This is a genomic window from Neorhizobium sp. NPDC001467, assembly GCF_050275975.1.
Taxonomy (GTDB): Bacteria; Pseudomonadota; Alphaproteobacteria; order Rhizobiales; family Rhizobiaceae; genus Neorhizobium.
In genome coordinates this window covers 191653-204403 of record NZ_JBNNPS010000006.1, presented here as the reverse complement: position 1 = coordinate 204403, position 12751 = coordinate 191653, and the positions used below count along the sequence as shown (strand labels likewise).

Here is a 12751-nt window from a genome sequence, read left to right as displayed (position 1 = left end):
TTTTGCCACTATTCGGCCGGAAAAAGAAAGTCATTCCATGAACACTAAGGCTTCCGACACGGCGCTGGTCTTGATCCCCGCCCGCATGGCATCGACGCGCCTGCCCGAAAAGCCGCTCGCAGACATCAACGGCCTGCCGATGATCGTCCAGGTTGCCAGACGAGCTCGTGAAGCCGATGTTGGCCGCGTCGTCGTGGCGGTCGACGATCAGCGTGTGTTCGATACGGTCGCGGCTGCCGGTTTCGAAGTGGTGATGACGCGGGGCGACCACCAGTCCGGATCCGACCGTATATTCGAGGCCGTGCAGGCGGTCGATCCTCAGGGGCGGGCGCAGTTCATCATCAACGTTCAGGGGGACCTGCCGACCATCGAGCCAGAAGTGGTGCGCGCCTCGCTGCGTCCGTTGGAAAACCCGCAGGTGGATATCGCCACCCTGACGGTCGAGATCAGCGATGCGCATGAGAAGACCAGCCCTCATGTGGTGAAGATCGTCGGATCGCCTGTTTCCGAGACGCGGCTGAAGGCGCTTTATTTCACCCGCGCGACGGCGCCTTACGGCGAGGGACCGCTTTACCATCATATCGGCCTTTATACCTACCGCCGCATGGCGCTGGAGAAATTCGTCTCGCTGAAGCCCTCCGTGCTCGAAATGCGCGAAAAACTTGAACAGTTGAGGGCACTCGAGGCCGGGATGCGTATCGATGCCGAGATCGTCCATTCCATTCCCCTAGGCGTCGATACGCCTGCAGATCTCGAAAAGGCCCGGACGATCATGGCCGCTCGCCACAGATGAAGGAAAACGACCGGATGACATCGACCAATCGCATTTCCTTCCAGGGCGAGTATGGCGCCAATTCCGACATGGCCTGCCGGGATATGTTTCCGACAATGGAGCCCATGCCTTGCCCGACTTTCGAGGACGCCTTCAACGCTCTTGAAAATGGCGATGCGGACCTGGCGATGATCCCGATCGAAAATACCCTGGCCGGACGGGTCGCCGACATTCATCATCTCCTGCCGGAATCGCGCCTGAATATCGTCGGCGAATATTTCATGCCGATCCGGTTTCAGCTGATGGTCATGCCGGGCGTGCAGCGCGACGAAATCCGCACCGTGCACAGTCATATCCACGCCTTGGGCCAATGCCGGAAAATCATGCGCAGCAACGGCTGGAAGCCTGTCGTCGCCGGCGATACGGCGGGCGCCGCCAAGCTGGTTTCCGAACTTGGCGACCGCTCGATGGCAGCTCTCGCGCCCCGGCTTGCCGCTGACCTTTACGGGCTGGAAATCCTTGCCGAAAACGTCGAGGATTCGGAAGACAACGTCACCCGTTTCGTCATCCTGTCACGCGACGAGGCGTGGGCGAGCCGCGCCGATACTGGTTCGCCATCCGAGGAAGTGATCGTCACGACCTTCGTCTTCAACGTCCGCAACATCCCGGCTGCCCTCTACAAGGCGCTCGGCGGTTTTGCCACCAATGGCATCAACATGACGAAGCTAGAAAGCTACCAGATCGGCGGCAAGTTCATCGCCACGCAGTTTTATGCGGATGTGCAGGGCCATCCCGATGATCCGGGCCTGCAGCGGGCGCTGGAGGAGTTGCGGTTCTTTTCCGAGAAGGTACGCATTCTCGGCGTCTACAAGGGCCACGCCATGCGCGGCACGTTGTAGATGCTCCGCGCCAGCACGACCGGTCGATAGCGGCCTTTATGCACCCTTTGCAGGCAGCCAGAAGTGGCCCGGTTGTGCCGGGTTCGCCGCAACACGAAATCGAGGACATCCCAGTGAGCAACGAGGAACGCCTGGTCAGGCTGGAGGAATTGGCGGCCCATCAGGCCAAGGTGATCGAGGAGCTGTCGGACCAGTTGGCCGAGCAGTGGAAGGTCGTTGAACAGACGCGCGCCAAGCTCGACCGGCTGACCGAGCGTTTTCTATCGCTGGAAGAAACCTCGCTGGAAGCGCCCGCCATCACCCGGCCACCGCATTATTGATGTTTCCATTCAGGCCGCATCCCGGCGAAAACGTTTGAGCGCTACATATTCCCATACCGCCACCAGCAGCAATGTCAGGACTGCTATAATCTGAAGCTGGAAGTTGGACATGTGGGGCACGGCGATGAAGCCGGCCAGAAGAATGACGATGCCGGTGCAATGCGACCACGGCATCATGTGGGATGACATCTTTTTCATCCACAGCGTCCCCCCGAGATAGAGAACCGGTCCTCCGAGCAGGGCGACCGCCTGATTGTAACCGGCCTTGTCCAGCGGATGCGACAGCGAGAAATCCTCGCCCACGGCGGTCAGTATGATGCCGGCGACGATCGGCAGGTGACCGTATGTGAACAATTGGTGGCCGGTCGCCTGCGGCTCGGCATCGCCCTCGGCCTTGTCGGCAGCACGCTCCTGGCCGTCATGGAAATAGATCCACCACATCAACACCGTCGACAGGAAGGCGCAAAAAAGCACGAGCGGTGTCATGCTGCCGTCGAAATGGCTGGAGGCCGTCTTGCCTGTGGTCAGAATGGTTTCGCCAAGCGCTATGATGACGAACAAGGCGCAGCGTTCCGCGAGGTGTTCGCCGTTGATGTCGAGCGTTTCGGGCGGTGCCGATCCGAGCCCCGGCAGCGAATAGCGCAGGATCGGTGCGATATACTCGATCGCAAGCGCGATGATCCACATGATCACCCGCGCCTCCCGTTCCATCAGACCTCCGGCAATCCAGAACGTACAGGACGTGACGAGCCACACCGTGATACGCAGAAACGTGCGGTAGGATTGATCGTCCGTGCCTCGAAAGGCGTAAAGCGCAAACAGCGTTCGAGAAAGCTGCATGCCTGCATAGGCAAACGCAAACACCAGTCCGAGATCGGAGAAGGCTTTCGGCAGCGCAATCGCCAGCACGATGCCGAAGAACATCATCACGAACAGCAGAATTCGCACCGGTTCGATTTCGGCGTCCAGAAGGTTCGTCACCCACGTCGTGTGGATCCAGACCCACCAGAGCGCGAGGATGAAGAGCAGGGTCTCGGCGGCAAGTCCGAACGAGAAGTCTGCAGCCAGCGTCTCTGAAAGCTGGATCAGCGCGAACACGAAAACGAGATCGAAGAAGAGCTCCGGAAAGCTGGCCTTTGTCGAATCCTCGTCGTCCTTGCGGAGCCAGTGATGCGTGTTGTCGGCCATCGATGTGTTCCGGCTTTTGTGCGGGGCGGTAGAGCCAATCTAGCGCGGTATGCAAAATGAGTAGGGGCATGAAGGCGATATCGTGTCTCGCTCACCTGTAGACGGCGCACAGACCCGGCCGGGGACCTGAATTCCTCTTCCATTCTGCATGGGGTTGGAGATGCGCTAACGGGTCAATTTGGTGATGATCGCCTATCAACAGCTCGGGCTCATTTTTCGATCGCCGGCACAAAAAAAGCCGCCCCGTGACAGGCGGCTTTGGTCGATCCGTTTCGATCATTCAGTTGTCGAAAAATTCCTTCATTCGGGCAAAGAAGCCCGTCGATTCCGGATTGTTTTCCTTCGACGACAGTTCCTCGAATTCCTGCAGCAGTTCGCGCTGGCGCTTGGTCAGCTTCTGCGGGGTTTCGATGCCGATCTGGATGTAAAGGTCACCTGTCTGCGAAGACCGCAACACCGGCATGCCCTTGCCCTTGAGGCGGAACTGTTTGCCGGCCTGCGTTCCTTCCGGCACGGTCACGCGCGACTTGGTTCCGTCGAGCGTGGTGACGTCGAACGTACCGCCGAGTGCCGCCGTCGTCATCGAGATCGGCACGGCGCAATAGAGATCAGCGCCGTCGCGCTGGAAGAACTGGTGCGGGGTCACCGACAGGAAGATGTAGAGATCACCCGCGGGGCCACCGCGCGCACCGGCTTCGCCTTCGCCCTGCAGGCGAATGCGCGTGCCGTCTTCGATACCGGCCGGAATATTGACCGACAGCGAACGCTCTTCCGTCACGCGGCCTTGGCCGTGGCACTTGCCGCAAGGATCGGAGATCGTCTGGCCGCGACCGTGACAGGTCGGGCAGGTGCGTTCGACCGAGAAGAAACCCTGGCTCGCGCGCACGCGACCGGACCCCTGACAGGTGCCGCAGGTCTTTGGCTGCGTGCCGGGCTTTGCACCCGAGCCGGAACAGACATCGCAGGTGATCGAGGTCGGAACCCGGATCTGCGCGGTCTTGCCCGCATAGGCTTCCTCAAGGGGGATTTCCATATTGTAGCGCAGGTCGGCGCCGCGTTCGCGGCCACCCGACGAACGGCGGGCGCGGCCGCCGCCCATCATCTCGCCAAAAATGTCTTCGAAGATGTCGGAAAAGCCACCGGCGCCGCCGCCGGAGAAGCCACCGCCGCCCATGCCGCCCTGTTCGAAGGCTGCGTGGCCGAAACGGTCGTAAGCTGCCCGCTTCTGAGGATCCTTCAAGGTCTCGTAGGCTTCGCCGATCTCCTTGAACTTCTTTTCGGCTTCCGCGTCACCCGGGTTCTTGTCGGGATGATATTTCATCGCGAGCTTGCGGAAGGCGCTTTTCAGCTCCTTCTCGTCGGCGGTTCTCGCCACACCCAGCGTTTCGTAAAAGTCTGTTTTTGCCATGGAGATTTAACCGGCTCCCGAAAGTATTCCGGCTGCACGATGGCAGCCGGATTTCCTGTCAACTATGCTTGTCTGTCTGCCAAAGGGCAAACACACGATCAAGCCGACTTCTTGTCGTCCTTGACCTCTTCGTAGTCGGCATCGACGATATCGTCGTCCTTGCCGCCTTCGGAAGCGCCACCTTCGGCCTGCTGGGCCTCATAGATGGCCTGACCGAGCTTCATGGAGACTTCCATGAGGGTCTGGGTCTTGGCCTGGATGTCTTCGGCGTTCGGCTCGGAAGCTTCGACCGCACCCTTCAGCGCCGTGATGGCATCCTGAATGGCAGCGCGATCGCTTTCGCCAACCTTGTCGCCGTATTCGGCAAGCGACTTCTCGCTGGAGTGGATCAGGCTTTCGGCCTGGTTCTTGGCTTCCACGCCTTCGCGACGCTTCTTGTCGGCTTCGGCATTGGCTTCGGCGTCCTTGACCATCTTCTCGATGTCGGCGTCGGAGAGACCACCAGATGCCTGGATGCGGATCTGCTGTTCCTTGCCGGTGCCCTTGTCCTTGGCCGAAACCTGCACGATACCGTTGGCGTCGATGTCGAAGGTGACTTCGATCTGCGGTACGCCGCGCGGTGCCGGCGGCAGGCCGACGAGGTCGAACTGACCGAGCAGCTTGTTGTCGGCGGCCATTTCGCGCTCGCCCTGCGAGACGCGGATGGTAACGGCGGACTGGTTGTCGTCGGCGGTCGAGAAGGTCTGGCTCTTCTTGGTCGGGATCGTCGTGTTGCGATCGATCAGACGGGTGAAGACGCCACCGAGCGTTTCGATGCCGAGCGACAGCGGGGTCACGTCGAGAAGCAGAACGTCCTTGACATCGCCCTGCAGAACGCCGGCCTGGATGGCGGCGCCGAGAGCGACGACCTCATCCGGGTTGACGCCCTTGTGCGGCTCCTTGCCGAACAGCTGCTTGACGACTTCCTGCACCTTCGGCATGCGGCTCATGCCACCGACCAGAACGACTTCGTCGATTTCGGCTGCGGTCACGCCGGCATCCTTGAGGGCTGCCTTGCACGGTGCGATCGTGCGCTGGACGAGATCGTCGACCAGTGTTTCGAATTTTGCGCGCGTCAGCTTCAGCGTCAGGTGCTTCGGACCCGAAGCGTCAGCCGTGATGAACGGCAGGTTGATTTCGGTCTGCTGCGAGGACGACAGTTCGATCTTGGCCTTTTCGGCAGCTTCCTTGAGGCGCTGCAGAGCAAGCTTGTCGTTCTTCAGGTCGATGCCCTGATCCTTCTTGAACTCGCCTGCAAGATATTCGACCAGACGCATGTCGAAATCTTCACCGCCGAGGAAGGTATCGCCATTGGTCGACTTCACTTCGAAGACACCGTCACCGATTTCCAGAACCGAGATATCGAACGTACCGCCGCCCAAGTCGTAAACGGCGATGGTCTTGCCGTCCTTCTTGTCGAGGCCGTAGGCCAGAGCAGCAGCAGTCGGCTCGTTGATGATGCGCAGAACTTCAAGACCGGCAATGCGGCCGGCATCCTTGGTTGCCTGGCGCTGCGCGTCGTTGAAGTAGGCCGGAACGGTGATGACGGCCTTCTCGACCTTCTCGCCGAGATAGGATTCGGCCGTTTCCTTCATCTTCTGAAGGATCATCGCGGAAATCTGGGCCGGGGAATAATTCTTGTCCTGAGCCTTCACCCATGCGTCGCCGTTATCGCCCTTGACGATTTCGAACGGCACGAGTGCCTTGTCCTTTTCGACGGTCGGGTCGTCGTTGCGGCGGCCGATCAGGCGCTTGACGGCAAACAGCGTGTTGGTCGGATTGGTGACCGCCTGGCGCTTGGCCGGCTGGCCGACGAGGCGTTCGCCGTCGTCCGAAAATGCGACCATGGAAGGGGTTGTGCGCGCGCCTTCGGCGTTCTCGATCACCTTCGCGTCCTTGCCGTCCATGATGGCGACGCAGGAGTTTGTGGTACCAAGGTCGATGCCAATAACTTTAGCCATGTCTTCTTCTCTCCTTTAAGCGAACCATCGGAACCCCGATCAGGCATTCCACTGACAGTTCCTCGACTGGGATGGTTTTCCGCAGTCTGCGCTGCGGACATGCGGCGTATATAAGGACGGGTTTTTCCGACTGCAAGGCGCGAATTCACGCGAATGTCAGCAAAAAGAGGAGTTTGCGGAACCGGTCTTTGACGGAGCGGGACGCGGTTCCTACTGCCCTGTCAGAAGGTCGAAAAGCGTGGTCCGCCGCGGCATCGGATGGGGCTGCTCATAGCCCCGATTGTCGGGGGGGATATAGCCGCCGTCGATATCGCCAGGCGGAATGTAGTCGCCGTAATCGCCGCCGATATCCCCCGGAGGCACTGGCGCCCCGCCGTGATCGCCATAGCCTCCGCGATAGTCGCGGTAATCACGCACCTCTCGGTCCCGCGAGCGGTATTCCGGCTTGTATTCGGGACGGTATTCGCGGCGGTCGTAGCGGTCGGCTGGCATACTGCCGGGCGGGCCATCATCCCGCGGGGCTGGCCGCACGTTGGCAGGCAAGGGCGCACCTTGCTGTTGTCCGGTCTGCTGCTGGCGGGTTTGCTGCTGCCTGGGCTGCTGCTGCGGGCGCGGCTGGGCCTGCTGGACGGGCGGTTGGGCGCGATCGGTCTGTAGCGGCGGCGCCGGCATCGAAGGGTCGGCGCCCGGCTGGACCTGTGGGTAGGGATTTTGGGCTTGCTGGCCTTGATCGGCCTGAGCAGGCAGCGGCGCGGGCGGAAACTCGCCGGTGTCCTCGACCGGGGCCGGATTGCTGCCAACGCCTGGCAGAACGCCGGAAATCAGATCGCCCAGCGTCGTCTGCTGTGGAGGCTGCTCGGCGGCAGGCGGCAAGACAAAGCCGGCACCGCTGCCATAGAGCGGGGTCGGCGTATAACCGCTCATTGCCGCGGTCATGTATTCCTGCCAGGCCTTCGCGGGCAGTCCGCCGCCGGTCACTTTCTTCATCGGCCCGCCGTCGTCATTGCCGAACCAGATGCCGGTCGTCAGGATGCTCGTATAGCCAACGAAAAGCGCGTCGCGGAACGACTGCGTGGTGCCGGACTTGCCGGCGACCTGCCAGTTCTTCAACCGCGCGTTCTTGCCCGTGCCTTCAAGGACAACACGGCTCATCATATTGTTCATGGTGGCAGCAATGGTTTCGCTCAGGACCCGTGGCGGGTTCTGGAAATCCGACTGATACAGGACCTTGCCATCCGGATCGGTAATGCGGGTGAGGATATGCGGCGCCGCCTTGAAACCGCCGTTCATGAACGGCGCATAGGACGAGGTCAGTTCCAGCAACGAAACTTCGGACGTGCCAAGCGCGATCGACGCATTCGACTGCAGTTCGGAATCGATGCCGACACGGTGGGCAAGCTGAATGACGCTGGCAGGGCCGACCTGGTTGACGAGTTGGGCGGCGATCGTGTTGAGCGAATGTGTCAGCGCCGTCGAAAGCGTCACCGGACCACGATATTTCTGGTCAAAGTTTTCCGGCGTCCAGTTGCCGATCTTAACCGGCCCGTCGTTGTAGACGGTGTCCGGCCGGGCGCCGGCTTCGAGGGCTGCGGCATAAACGAAAGGCTTGAACGCGGAACCGGGCTGACGCTTGGCGGTCACCGCGCGATTGAACTGGCTTTCGGTATAATCCCTGCCACCGACCAGAGCGCGGATGGCACCGGTGGCGTCGACGGAAACGAGGGCAGCCTGAGCGGCATTGACCTTGCGGCCCTCCTTCGTCAGCACATCCGTCAGAGCCTTTTCGGCCTTTTCTTCGAGCGCCATATCGATTGTGGTCTCGACATTGACGTCGGTCTTGATGTCGCCAATCAGGCGCTTCACCTCGTCAACCACCATGTCGGCCGCGTAGTGCTGGGCGCCCGACCAGTAGCGTTTCGCCTTGGCCGGCGGTTGCGACATCGCCGTCTTGACGTCGCTTTCGCTGATATAGCCCTCCTGCTGCATGGTGCCGAGCACGACCTGAGCCCGGGCTTCGGCGGCCTGCGGATCGCGCGCCGGCGACAGACGGGACGGCGCTTTCAACAAGCCGGCAATGGTCGCCGCTTCACCGAGATTCACGTCGCGCGCCGACTTGTTGAAATAGCGTCGCGAAGCCGCTTCCACGCCATAGGCACCCGAACCGAAGAATACCCGGTTCAGATACATGGCAAGGATCTGGTCCTTGGTGAATTTCTGCTCAAGCCAAAAGGCAAGCAGTACTTCCTGAATTTTTCGCTCGAATGTGCGGTCCGGCGACAGAAACAGATTCTTGGCCAGCTGCTGGGTAATGGTCGAGCCGCCCTGGATCGGTTGGCCTGTCAGGTTGTTGACGAATGCGCGGGCAAGGCCCGCGGGATCGATGCCGAAATGCGAATAGAAGCGCCGGTCTTCGATGGAAATGACCGCCTGCGGCAGGTAGGGCGACATCTCTTCCAGCGCCAGGGCCTCGCCGCCTGTGGTGCCGCGATTGGCAATCACCTGTCCATCGAGCGCGGTGATCTTGATGTTCGGCGGACGATCGGGGATCGTCCAGGAACTGGCACTCGGCATTTTCGAGCCGTAATAGATGACAAGGCCGCCGACGCCGATGCCGGCCCAGATGCCGAGGACGACGCACCAGTAGACGAGAGAGCGGATGAAGCCGAAGAAGCCGCCGGACTGGCGTGGTTCCTTCGTCTTGCCGGGTGATTTCCTGGCAGGTGTTGCGGCCCTGGCTTTGCCCTTGGCGGCCTTGCCTTTGCCGGAAATGCGGTCGTCGGCGTCCAGACGAAAGTCGGAATCCTGCTCTGCCTCGTCCTCGAAGGAAGGCTCGACGCGTTCATTTGACTTTGATCTGGATGCCATGCGGACCGGTTGTACCCCAATTATCGCAGAGGCCAGCCGCGGATCATGTCCTGCGGCGGCGCACGCCCTGCCTCGCCCCGATGCTTCAATGAAGTGTAAATGCGGCGATTTAACGAGGCATTAAGGTTGCACCGGTGGGTCTGCCTCAGGAACGGAGTAACGCGCCGCTAAACGCGTTCCCCCGACATGTTCGCTCAAACAGTCTTGAGCGTACGGCCGCGCGACAGCATCGCATCAAGGCTCCAGGGCCCTGCGCCTGCGGCGACAAAATAGAGAAAGACGAAGCAATAGACCGCGGCCGCGCCACCGCCATTCTCTGTTGGAAAGATGCTCTTTGGAAAATGGGCAACGAAATAGGCCGCGGCCATCAGGCCCGAGAGAATGAAGGCTGCGATGCGAGTCTGGAAGCCAACCAGAAACAAAAAGCCGAGCGTCAGCTCGATAAGACCTGCGATCCATGGCAGGGAGCCTGTCGGCGGCGTGAAGTTTCCGGGATAGAAATGGAAAATCTTGGCGGTGCCGAAGGAGAAGATGATCAGTCCGAGGACGATGCGCAGCGCGCTGAGCAGGGTGGGCTGAGCGCTGTTGAAAGTATTTTGCATAAAACTCTGAAAACTCCGTGTGAAAAGATCGCTGTCCCCTGTGTTTGCTGGATCTGCCAAAAGCAAGATCAGGCGCCAGCACGTCTTCGTGAAGTTGCGGCAACTAAGGGGAGAAGGAACAGACCGGCGCCCGTGGCGTTCGGCTTAAAATGTTAGAAGGAGCACGCCGTGACACACAACGTTTTGAATGCCGGTTTCACCGGTGACGTCGCGCAGGACCCTAAAGCGTTCGCCAAGGCACGTGACGCGTATGACTACGTCAGGGACGAAGCCGGCATGGTCGCTGCCCATGCGGCAGACCATCCTGCCGCCACCGGTTCAGCCCTTCTCACCGTCGGGCTCCTTGGCCTGGCTGTCGGTTATATGCTGGGTGCCACGTCGCGTCCGAGACAGTCCGGATGGGGGTTCTGATTGCTCTGGTCCGCCGCTGCGAAAGGTGCATTGCCCCGCTGGTGCTTTTGTATGGAACCGATTACCGTTCAGGAGCGTTTTGACTGGCTGTTTCAGGGGAGGATCCGATGCTTAACGTTCAGACGAAATCGCAGTGGAATAAGCCTGTTTGTATCGCTGTCGGGAATTCCGACGAGCAGATTGTCAGAGGGCCGCATGACGCCTTGGCGCTCATGATGGAGCACTGGCCATTTCCGAGGGGGATGGAATTCGTGCGGGCCCGAAGCTATTGCCGGGCGGCGCTCGATGGGCGCCGCAGCGTCGAGGAGGCGCGCATACAGTTTGAACAAGCCACCAGAGAAGCGCCGCAACCCAACTGAGAAACGCGTCTGACGATAGGACTAGGGCATGTCCGATTGAGCGCTCTATTCAATTGAGAGTTAAATAATATACTAAATCACCCATGATTAGTTGTAGTTGCGCGGCAATCGGTTTTAGCGTCTAGGTGTTTCTCGTGGAGGCTGTATTTTTTGCAATGACCATCTCCGGTAAGTGGAACGGAGCTTGGTCCAATTGGCGCCCATATTTCGAGGGAAGGTGCCAACGCCTCGCAGACGTAGACACGTATGCCCGGTAACCAACGCCCGGCCGGGGAAGCCGGGAGCGATGGAGGTTTTCATGCGCACGCACGTTCGCCAGCCGGTCAATCCGGATCAGCTTAGTCTCCTGCAGCAGGTATTTGATGATGCCTGCACCGAATACCGCATCAATAAAGATAGTCCGGACGGCGAAGCGCTGGCGCTCATCCTCGTCAACTCGCTCCAAAAAGGCATGAGCGAGAAGGAAGCGCTCTCGCATCTTGCTGAAACGATGGCACTGAGTCGATAGACACGACTCGGGCGGCGGATAGGTCGTTGTACCCTAACGCTGAATGCTGCCGGTCAGGTTAAAGCTCGTGAAGCTGTGCCGATTTTCGGCACTTCCGTGTGGTCAGCTGTGTGCCTGGGGATCACGATCTTGGAACCTATCGGTCGTTCGCCAGTTGAATGTGCTCCCGTATGACATCCCAACATCAGTGGAGGCACCTATGCCCGAGGCTATCGGAATGAAATCTGTCCGGACGACCGACGCATCGACCGAACTATCGACGTCGCAGGATGTCAATGATGCGTTCAAGAGCGAAGTCGCAACCTTGCGCGCCGAGATCGCATCCATTCGTGAAAAGCTGGCCGAAAAAGGCGGCGAGGCCTACGAGAACGTGTCTCGCCGCGCGAGCGATGCCGCGAGCTATGTTCAGGACGAGGCCGTTTCCGCTGCCGGTGCAATTCGTGAACATCCCGCCGCCGCAACCACGCTGTTCACGCTGATCGGTGCGATCGGCTTTGGCCTTGGCTACCTCGTCGCGACCTCTGCGGCGGAGCAGAAGCAGGCCTGGTATCGCCGGTATTACTGACGGATCGATCGCCATTCGTGGCTTGGATGGCGGCTGCATGCCGCCATCGACGCAAATGACTGTGCTCTGGTTTTGAGCCAGCTCCAGAGCTCCTGTCCTGATCTCGCAACCAACGCTGTCCGTAAAGATATGCGTCGAGCGCATGGCTGCGCTGCGAAACTTTGTCTGTTTTTTGAGCTGAATTCGCGTATCTTACGAATATCGAAACGACGCACTCCTCCTCCCAGCGTCGTTCGATTGGACTGGCAACACCTCCTCCTCCCGGTTGCTGGTCAGTTTTAAGAACCCGGCGCACCTCCTCCCGCGCCGGGTTTCTTATTTGGAGCGAGCCCTTTTGGCCGGATGTATGGGTCGCTTCGCGCAATTGGGGATTGCGGCGAACGCTTCCGGTATCTTGACATCCCGGAGCCTCAAAGATACCTGCCTTCGCATCGATATTTGTTTGCAAGCGGCACTAAGGCGTCCCGGCGCTACAAGACCTTTTCTTCAAATACGAGACTCAAGATCGATCGGCTGCATGCCGGTCGGCATGCTTATATTTGCGAGTGAAAGGACATCGTAATGGCAAGCGGTACTGTAAAGTGGTTCAACGCGACCAAGGGTTTCGGCTTCATCCAGCCTGACGACGGCGCACAGGACGTTTTCGTGCATATCTCGGCTGTCGAACGCGCCGGCATGAATGGCCTCAAGGACGGTCAGAAGATCGCCTACGAACTGGTCACCGACAAGCGTTCGGGCCGCGTTTCGGCGGACAACCTTCAGGCAGCCTGATCGGCGCCCATGTCCGCGCCGCGGCGCGGATGCAAATATCTTGAAAACGCGCCTGACCAGGCGCGTTTTGCGTTTTAGGGTCA

General features: G+C 59.9%; 12 protein-coding genes and 1 pseudogene. 8 read left to right on the top strand and 5 right to left on the bottom strand.

Going from position 1 to position 12751, the window contains the following annotated elements:
• Positions 1 to 37 precede the first annotated feature (37 nt).
• The 3 genes from ACQKKX_RS14420 (at position 38) to ACQKKX_RS14410 (ending at position 1991) form a co-directional block, all read left to right on the top strand.
• Positions 38 to 793 (top strand): 3-deoxy-manno-octulosonate cytidylyltransferase, encoded by a 756-nt coding sequence (locus ACQKKX_RS14420; protein ID WP_427571491.1) that lies wholly within the window; start codon positions 38 to 40, stop codon positions 791 to 793.
• Positions 794 to 807: 14 nt separating this feature from the next.
• Positions 808 to 1671, top strand: a complete 864-nt coding sequence (locus ACQKKX_RS14415; RefSeq protein WP_427571489.1) for a prephenate dehydratase — start codon at positions 808 to 810, stop codon at positions 1669 to 1671.
• A 113-nt stretch (positions 1672 to 1784) separates the two neighbouring features.
• Positions 1785 to 1991, top strand: coding sequence for a SlyX family protein (locus ACQKKX_RS14410; RefSeq protein ID WP_427571487.1), 207 nt, complete (start codon positions 1785 to 1787; stop codon positions 1989 to 1991).
• A 9-nt stretch (positions 1992 to 2000) separates the two neighbouring features.
• Here the strand turns inward: ACQKKX_RS14410 and ACQKKX_RS14405 are convergent, their stop codons facing one another.
• The 5 genes and pseudogenes from ACQKKX_RS14405 to ACQKKX_RS14385 all read right to left on the bottom strand — a co-directional run bounded on the left by ACQKKX_RS14405 (position 2001) and on the right by ACQKKX_RS14385 (position 10054).
• Positions 2001 to 3179 (bottom strand): low temperature requirement protein A, encoded by a 1179-nt coding sequence (locus ACQKKX_RS14405; protein ID WP_427571485.1) that lies wholly within the window; start codon positions 3177 to 3179, stop codon positions 2001 to 2003.
• A gap of 280 nt (positions 3180 to 3459) precedes the next feature.
• Positions 3460 to 4587 carry a molecular chaperone DnaJ gene (gene dnaJ, locus ACQKKX_RS14400; RefSeq protein WP_427571483.1) on the bottom strand — a complete coding sequence of 376 codons (1128 nt, stop codon included), beginning with the start codon at positions 4585 to 4587 and terminating at the stop codon, positions 3460 to 3462.
• Between the two features lie 98 nt (positions 4588 to 4685).
• Positions 4686 to 6587, bottom strand: a complete 1902-nt coding sequence (gene dnaK / locus ACQKKX_RS14395) for a molecular chaperone DnaK (RefSeq protein WP_427571481.1) — start codon at positions 6585 to 6587, stop codon at positions 4686 to 4688.
• Between the two features lie 648 nt (positions 6588 to 7235).
• Positions 7236 to 9452: pseudogene (locus tag ACQKKX_RS14390) on the bottom strand (transglycosylase domain-containing protein); the annotation flags it as partial.
• A 194-nt stretch (positions 9453 to 9646) separates the two neighbouring features.
• Positions 9647 to 10054 (bottom strand): DoxX family protein, encoded by a 408-nt coding sequence (locus ACQKKX_RS14385; RefSeq protein WP_427571612.1) that lies wholly within the window; start codon positions 10052 to 10054, stop codon positions 9647 to 9649.
• A gap of 168 nt (positions 10055 to 10222) precedes the next feature.
• Between ACQKKX_RS14385 and ACQKKX_RS14380 the strand changes: the two genes are divergently transcribed.
• The 5 genes from ACQKKX_RS14380 to ACQKKX_RS14360 all read left to right on the top strand — a co-directional run bounded on the left by ACQKKX_RS14380 (position 10223) and on the right by ACQKKX_RS14360 (position 12668).
• Positions 10223 to 10465 carry a hypothetical protein gene (locus ACQKKX_RS14380; protein ID WP_427571480.1) on the top strand — a complete coding sequence of 81 codons (243 nt, stop codon included), beginning with the start codon at positions 10223 to 10225 and terminating at the stop codon, positions 10463 to 10465.
• A 107-nt stretch (positions 10466 to 10572) separates the two neighbouring features.
• Positions 10573 to 10824 carry a DUF982 domain-containing protein gene (locus ACQKKX_RS14375; protein WP_427571478.1) on the top strand — a complete coding sequence of 84 codons (252 nt, stop codon included), beginning with the start codon at positions 10573 to 10575 and terminating at the stop codon, positions 10822 to 10824.
• A 298-nt stretch (positions 10825 to 11122) separates the two neighbouring features.
• A complete protein-coding gene (locus ACQKKX_RS14370; protein WP_427571476.1) occupies positions 11123 to 11332 on the top strand; it encodes a hypothetical protein in 210 nt (69 codons plus the stop codon).
• Between the two features lie 217 nt (positions 11333 to 11549).
• Positions 11550 to 11897, top strand: a complete 348-nt coding sequence (locus tag ACQKKX_RS14365; protein ID WP_427571475.1) for a hypothetical protein — start codon at positions 11550 to 11552, stop codon at positions 11895 to 11897.
• Between the two features lie 561 nt (positions 11898 to 12458).
• The gene (locus tag ACQKKX_RS14360; protein WP_427571473.1) at positions 12459 to 12668 is read left to right on the top strand and encodes a cold-shock protein; all 210 of its coding nucleotides are present in this window, start codon (positions 12459 to 12461) and stop codon (positions 12666 to 12668) included.
• Positions 12669 to 12751 lie beyond the last annotated feature (83 nt).

Excerpts from the sequence above, each read along its gene's own strand:
- ACQKKX_RS14420 (WP_427571491.1), top strand. The coding sequence starts at position 38 with ATGAACACTAAGGCTTCCGACACGGCGCTGGTCTTGATCCCCGCCCGC.
- ACQKKX_RS14415 (WP_427571489.1), top strand. The coding sequence starts at position 808 with ATGACATCGACCAATCGCATTTCCTTCCAGGGCGAGTATGGCGCCAAT.
- ACQKKX_RS14405 (WP_427571485.1), bottom strand. The coding sequence starts at position 3,179 with ATGGCCGACAACACGCATCACTGGCTCCGCAAGGACGACGAGGATTCG.
- dnaJ (WP_427571483.1), bottom strand. The coding sequence starts at position 4,587 with ATGGCAAAAACAGACTTTTACGAAACGCTGGGTGTGGCGAGAACCGCC.
- dnaK (WP_427571481.1), bottom strand. The coding sequence starts at position 6,587 with ATGGCTAAAGTTATTGGCATCGACCTTGGTACCACAAACTCCTGCGTC.
- ACQKKX_RS14385 (WP_427571612.1), bottom strand. The coding sequence starts at position 10,054 with ATGCAAAATACTTTCAACAGCGCTCAGCCCACCCTGCTCAGCGCGCTG.
- ACQKKX_RS14375 (WP_427571478.1), top strand. The coding sequence starts at position 10,573 with ATGCTTAACGTTCAGACGAAATCGCAGTGGAATAAGCCTGTTTGTATC.
- ACQKKX_RS14370 (WP_427571476.1), top strand. The coding sequence starts at position 11,123 with ATGCGCACGCACGTTCGCCAGCCGGTCAATCCGGATCAGCTTAGTCTC.
- ACQKKX_RS14365 (WP_427571475.1), top strand. The coding sequence starts at position 11,550 with ATGAAATCTGTCCGGACGACCGACGCATCGACCGAACTATCGACGTCG.
- ACQKKX_RS14360 (WP_427571473.1), top strand. The coding sequence starts at position 12,459 with ATGGCAAGCGGTACTGTAAAGTGGTTCAACGCGACCAAGGGTTTCGGC.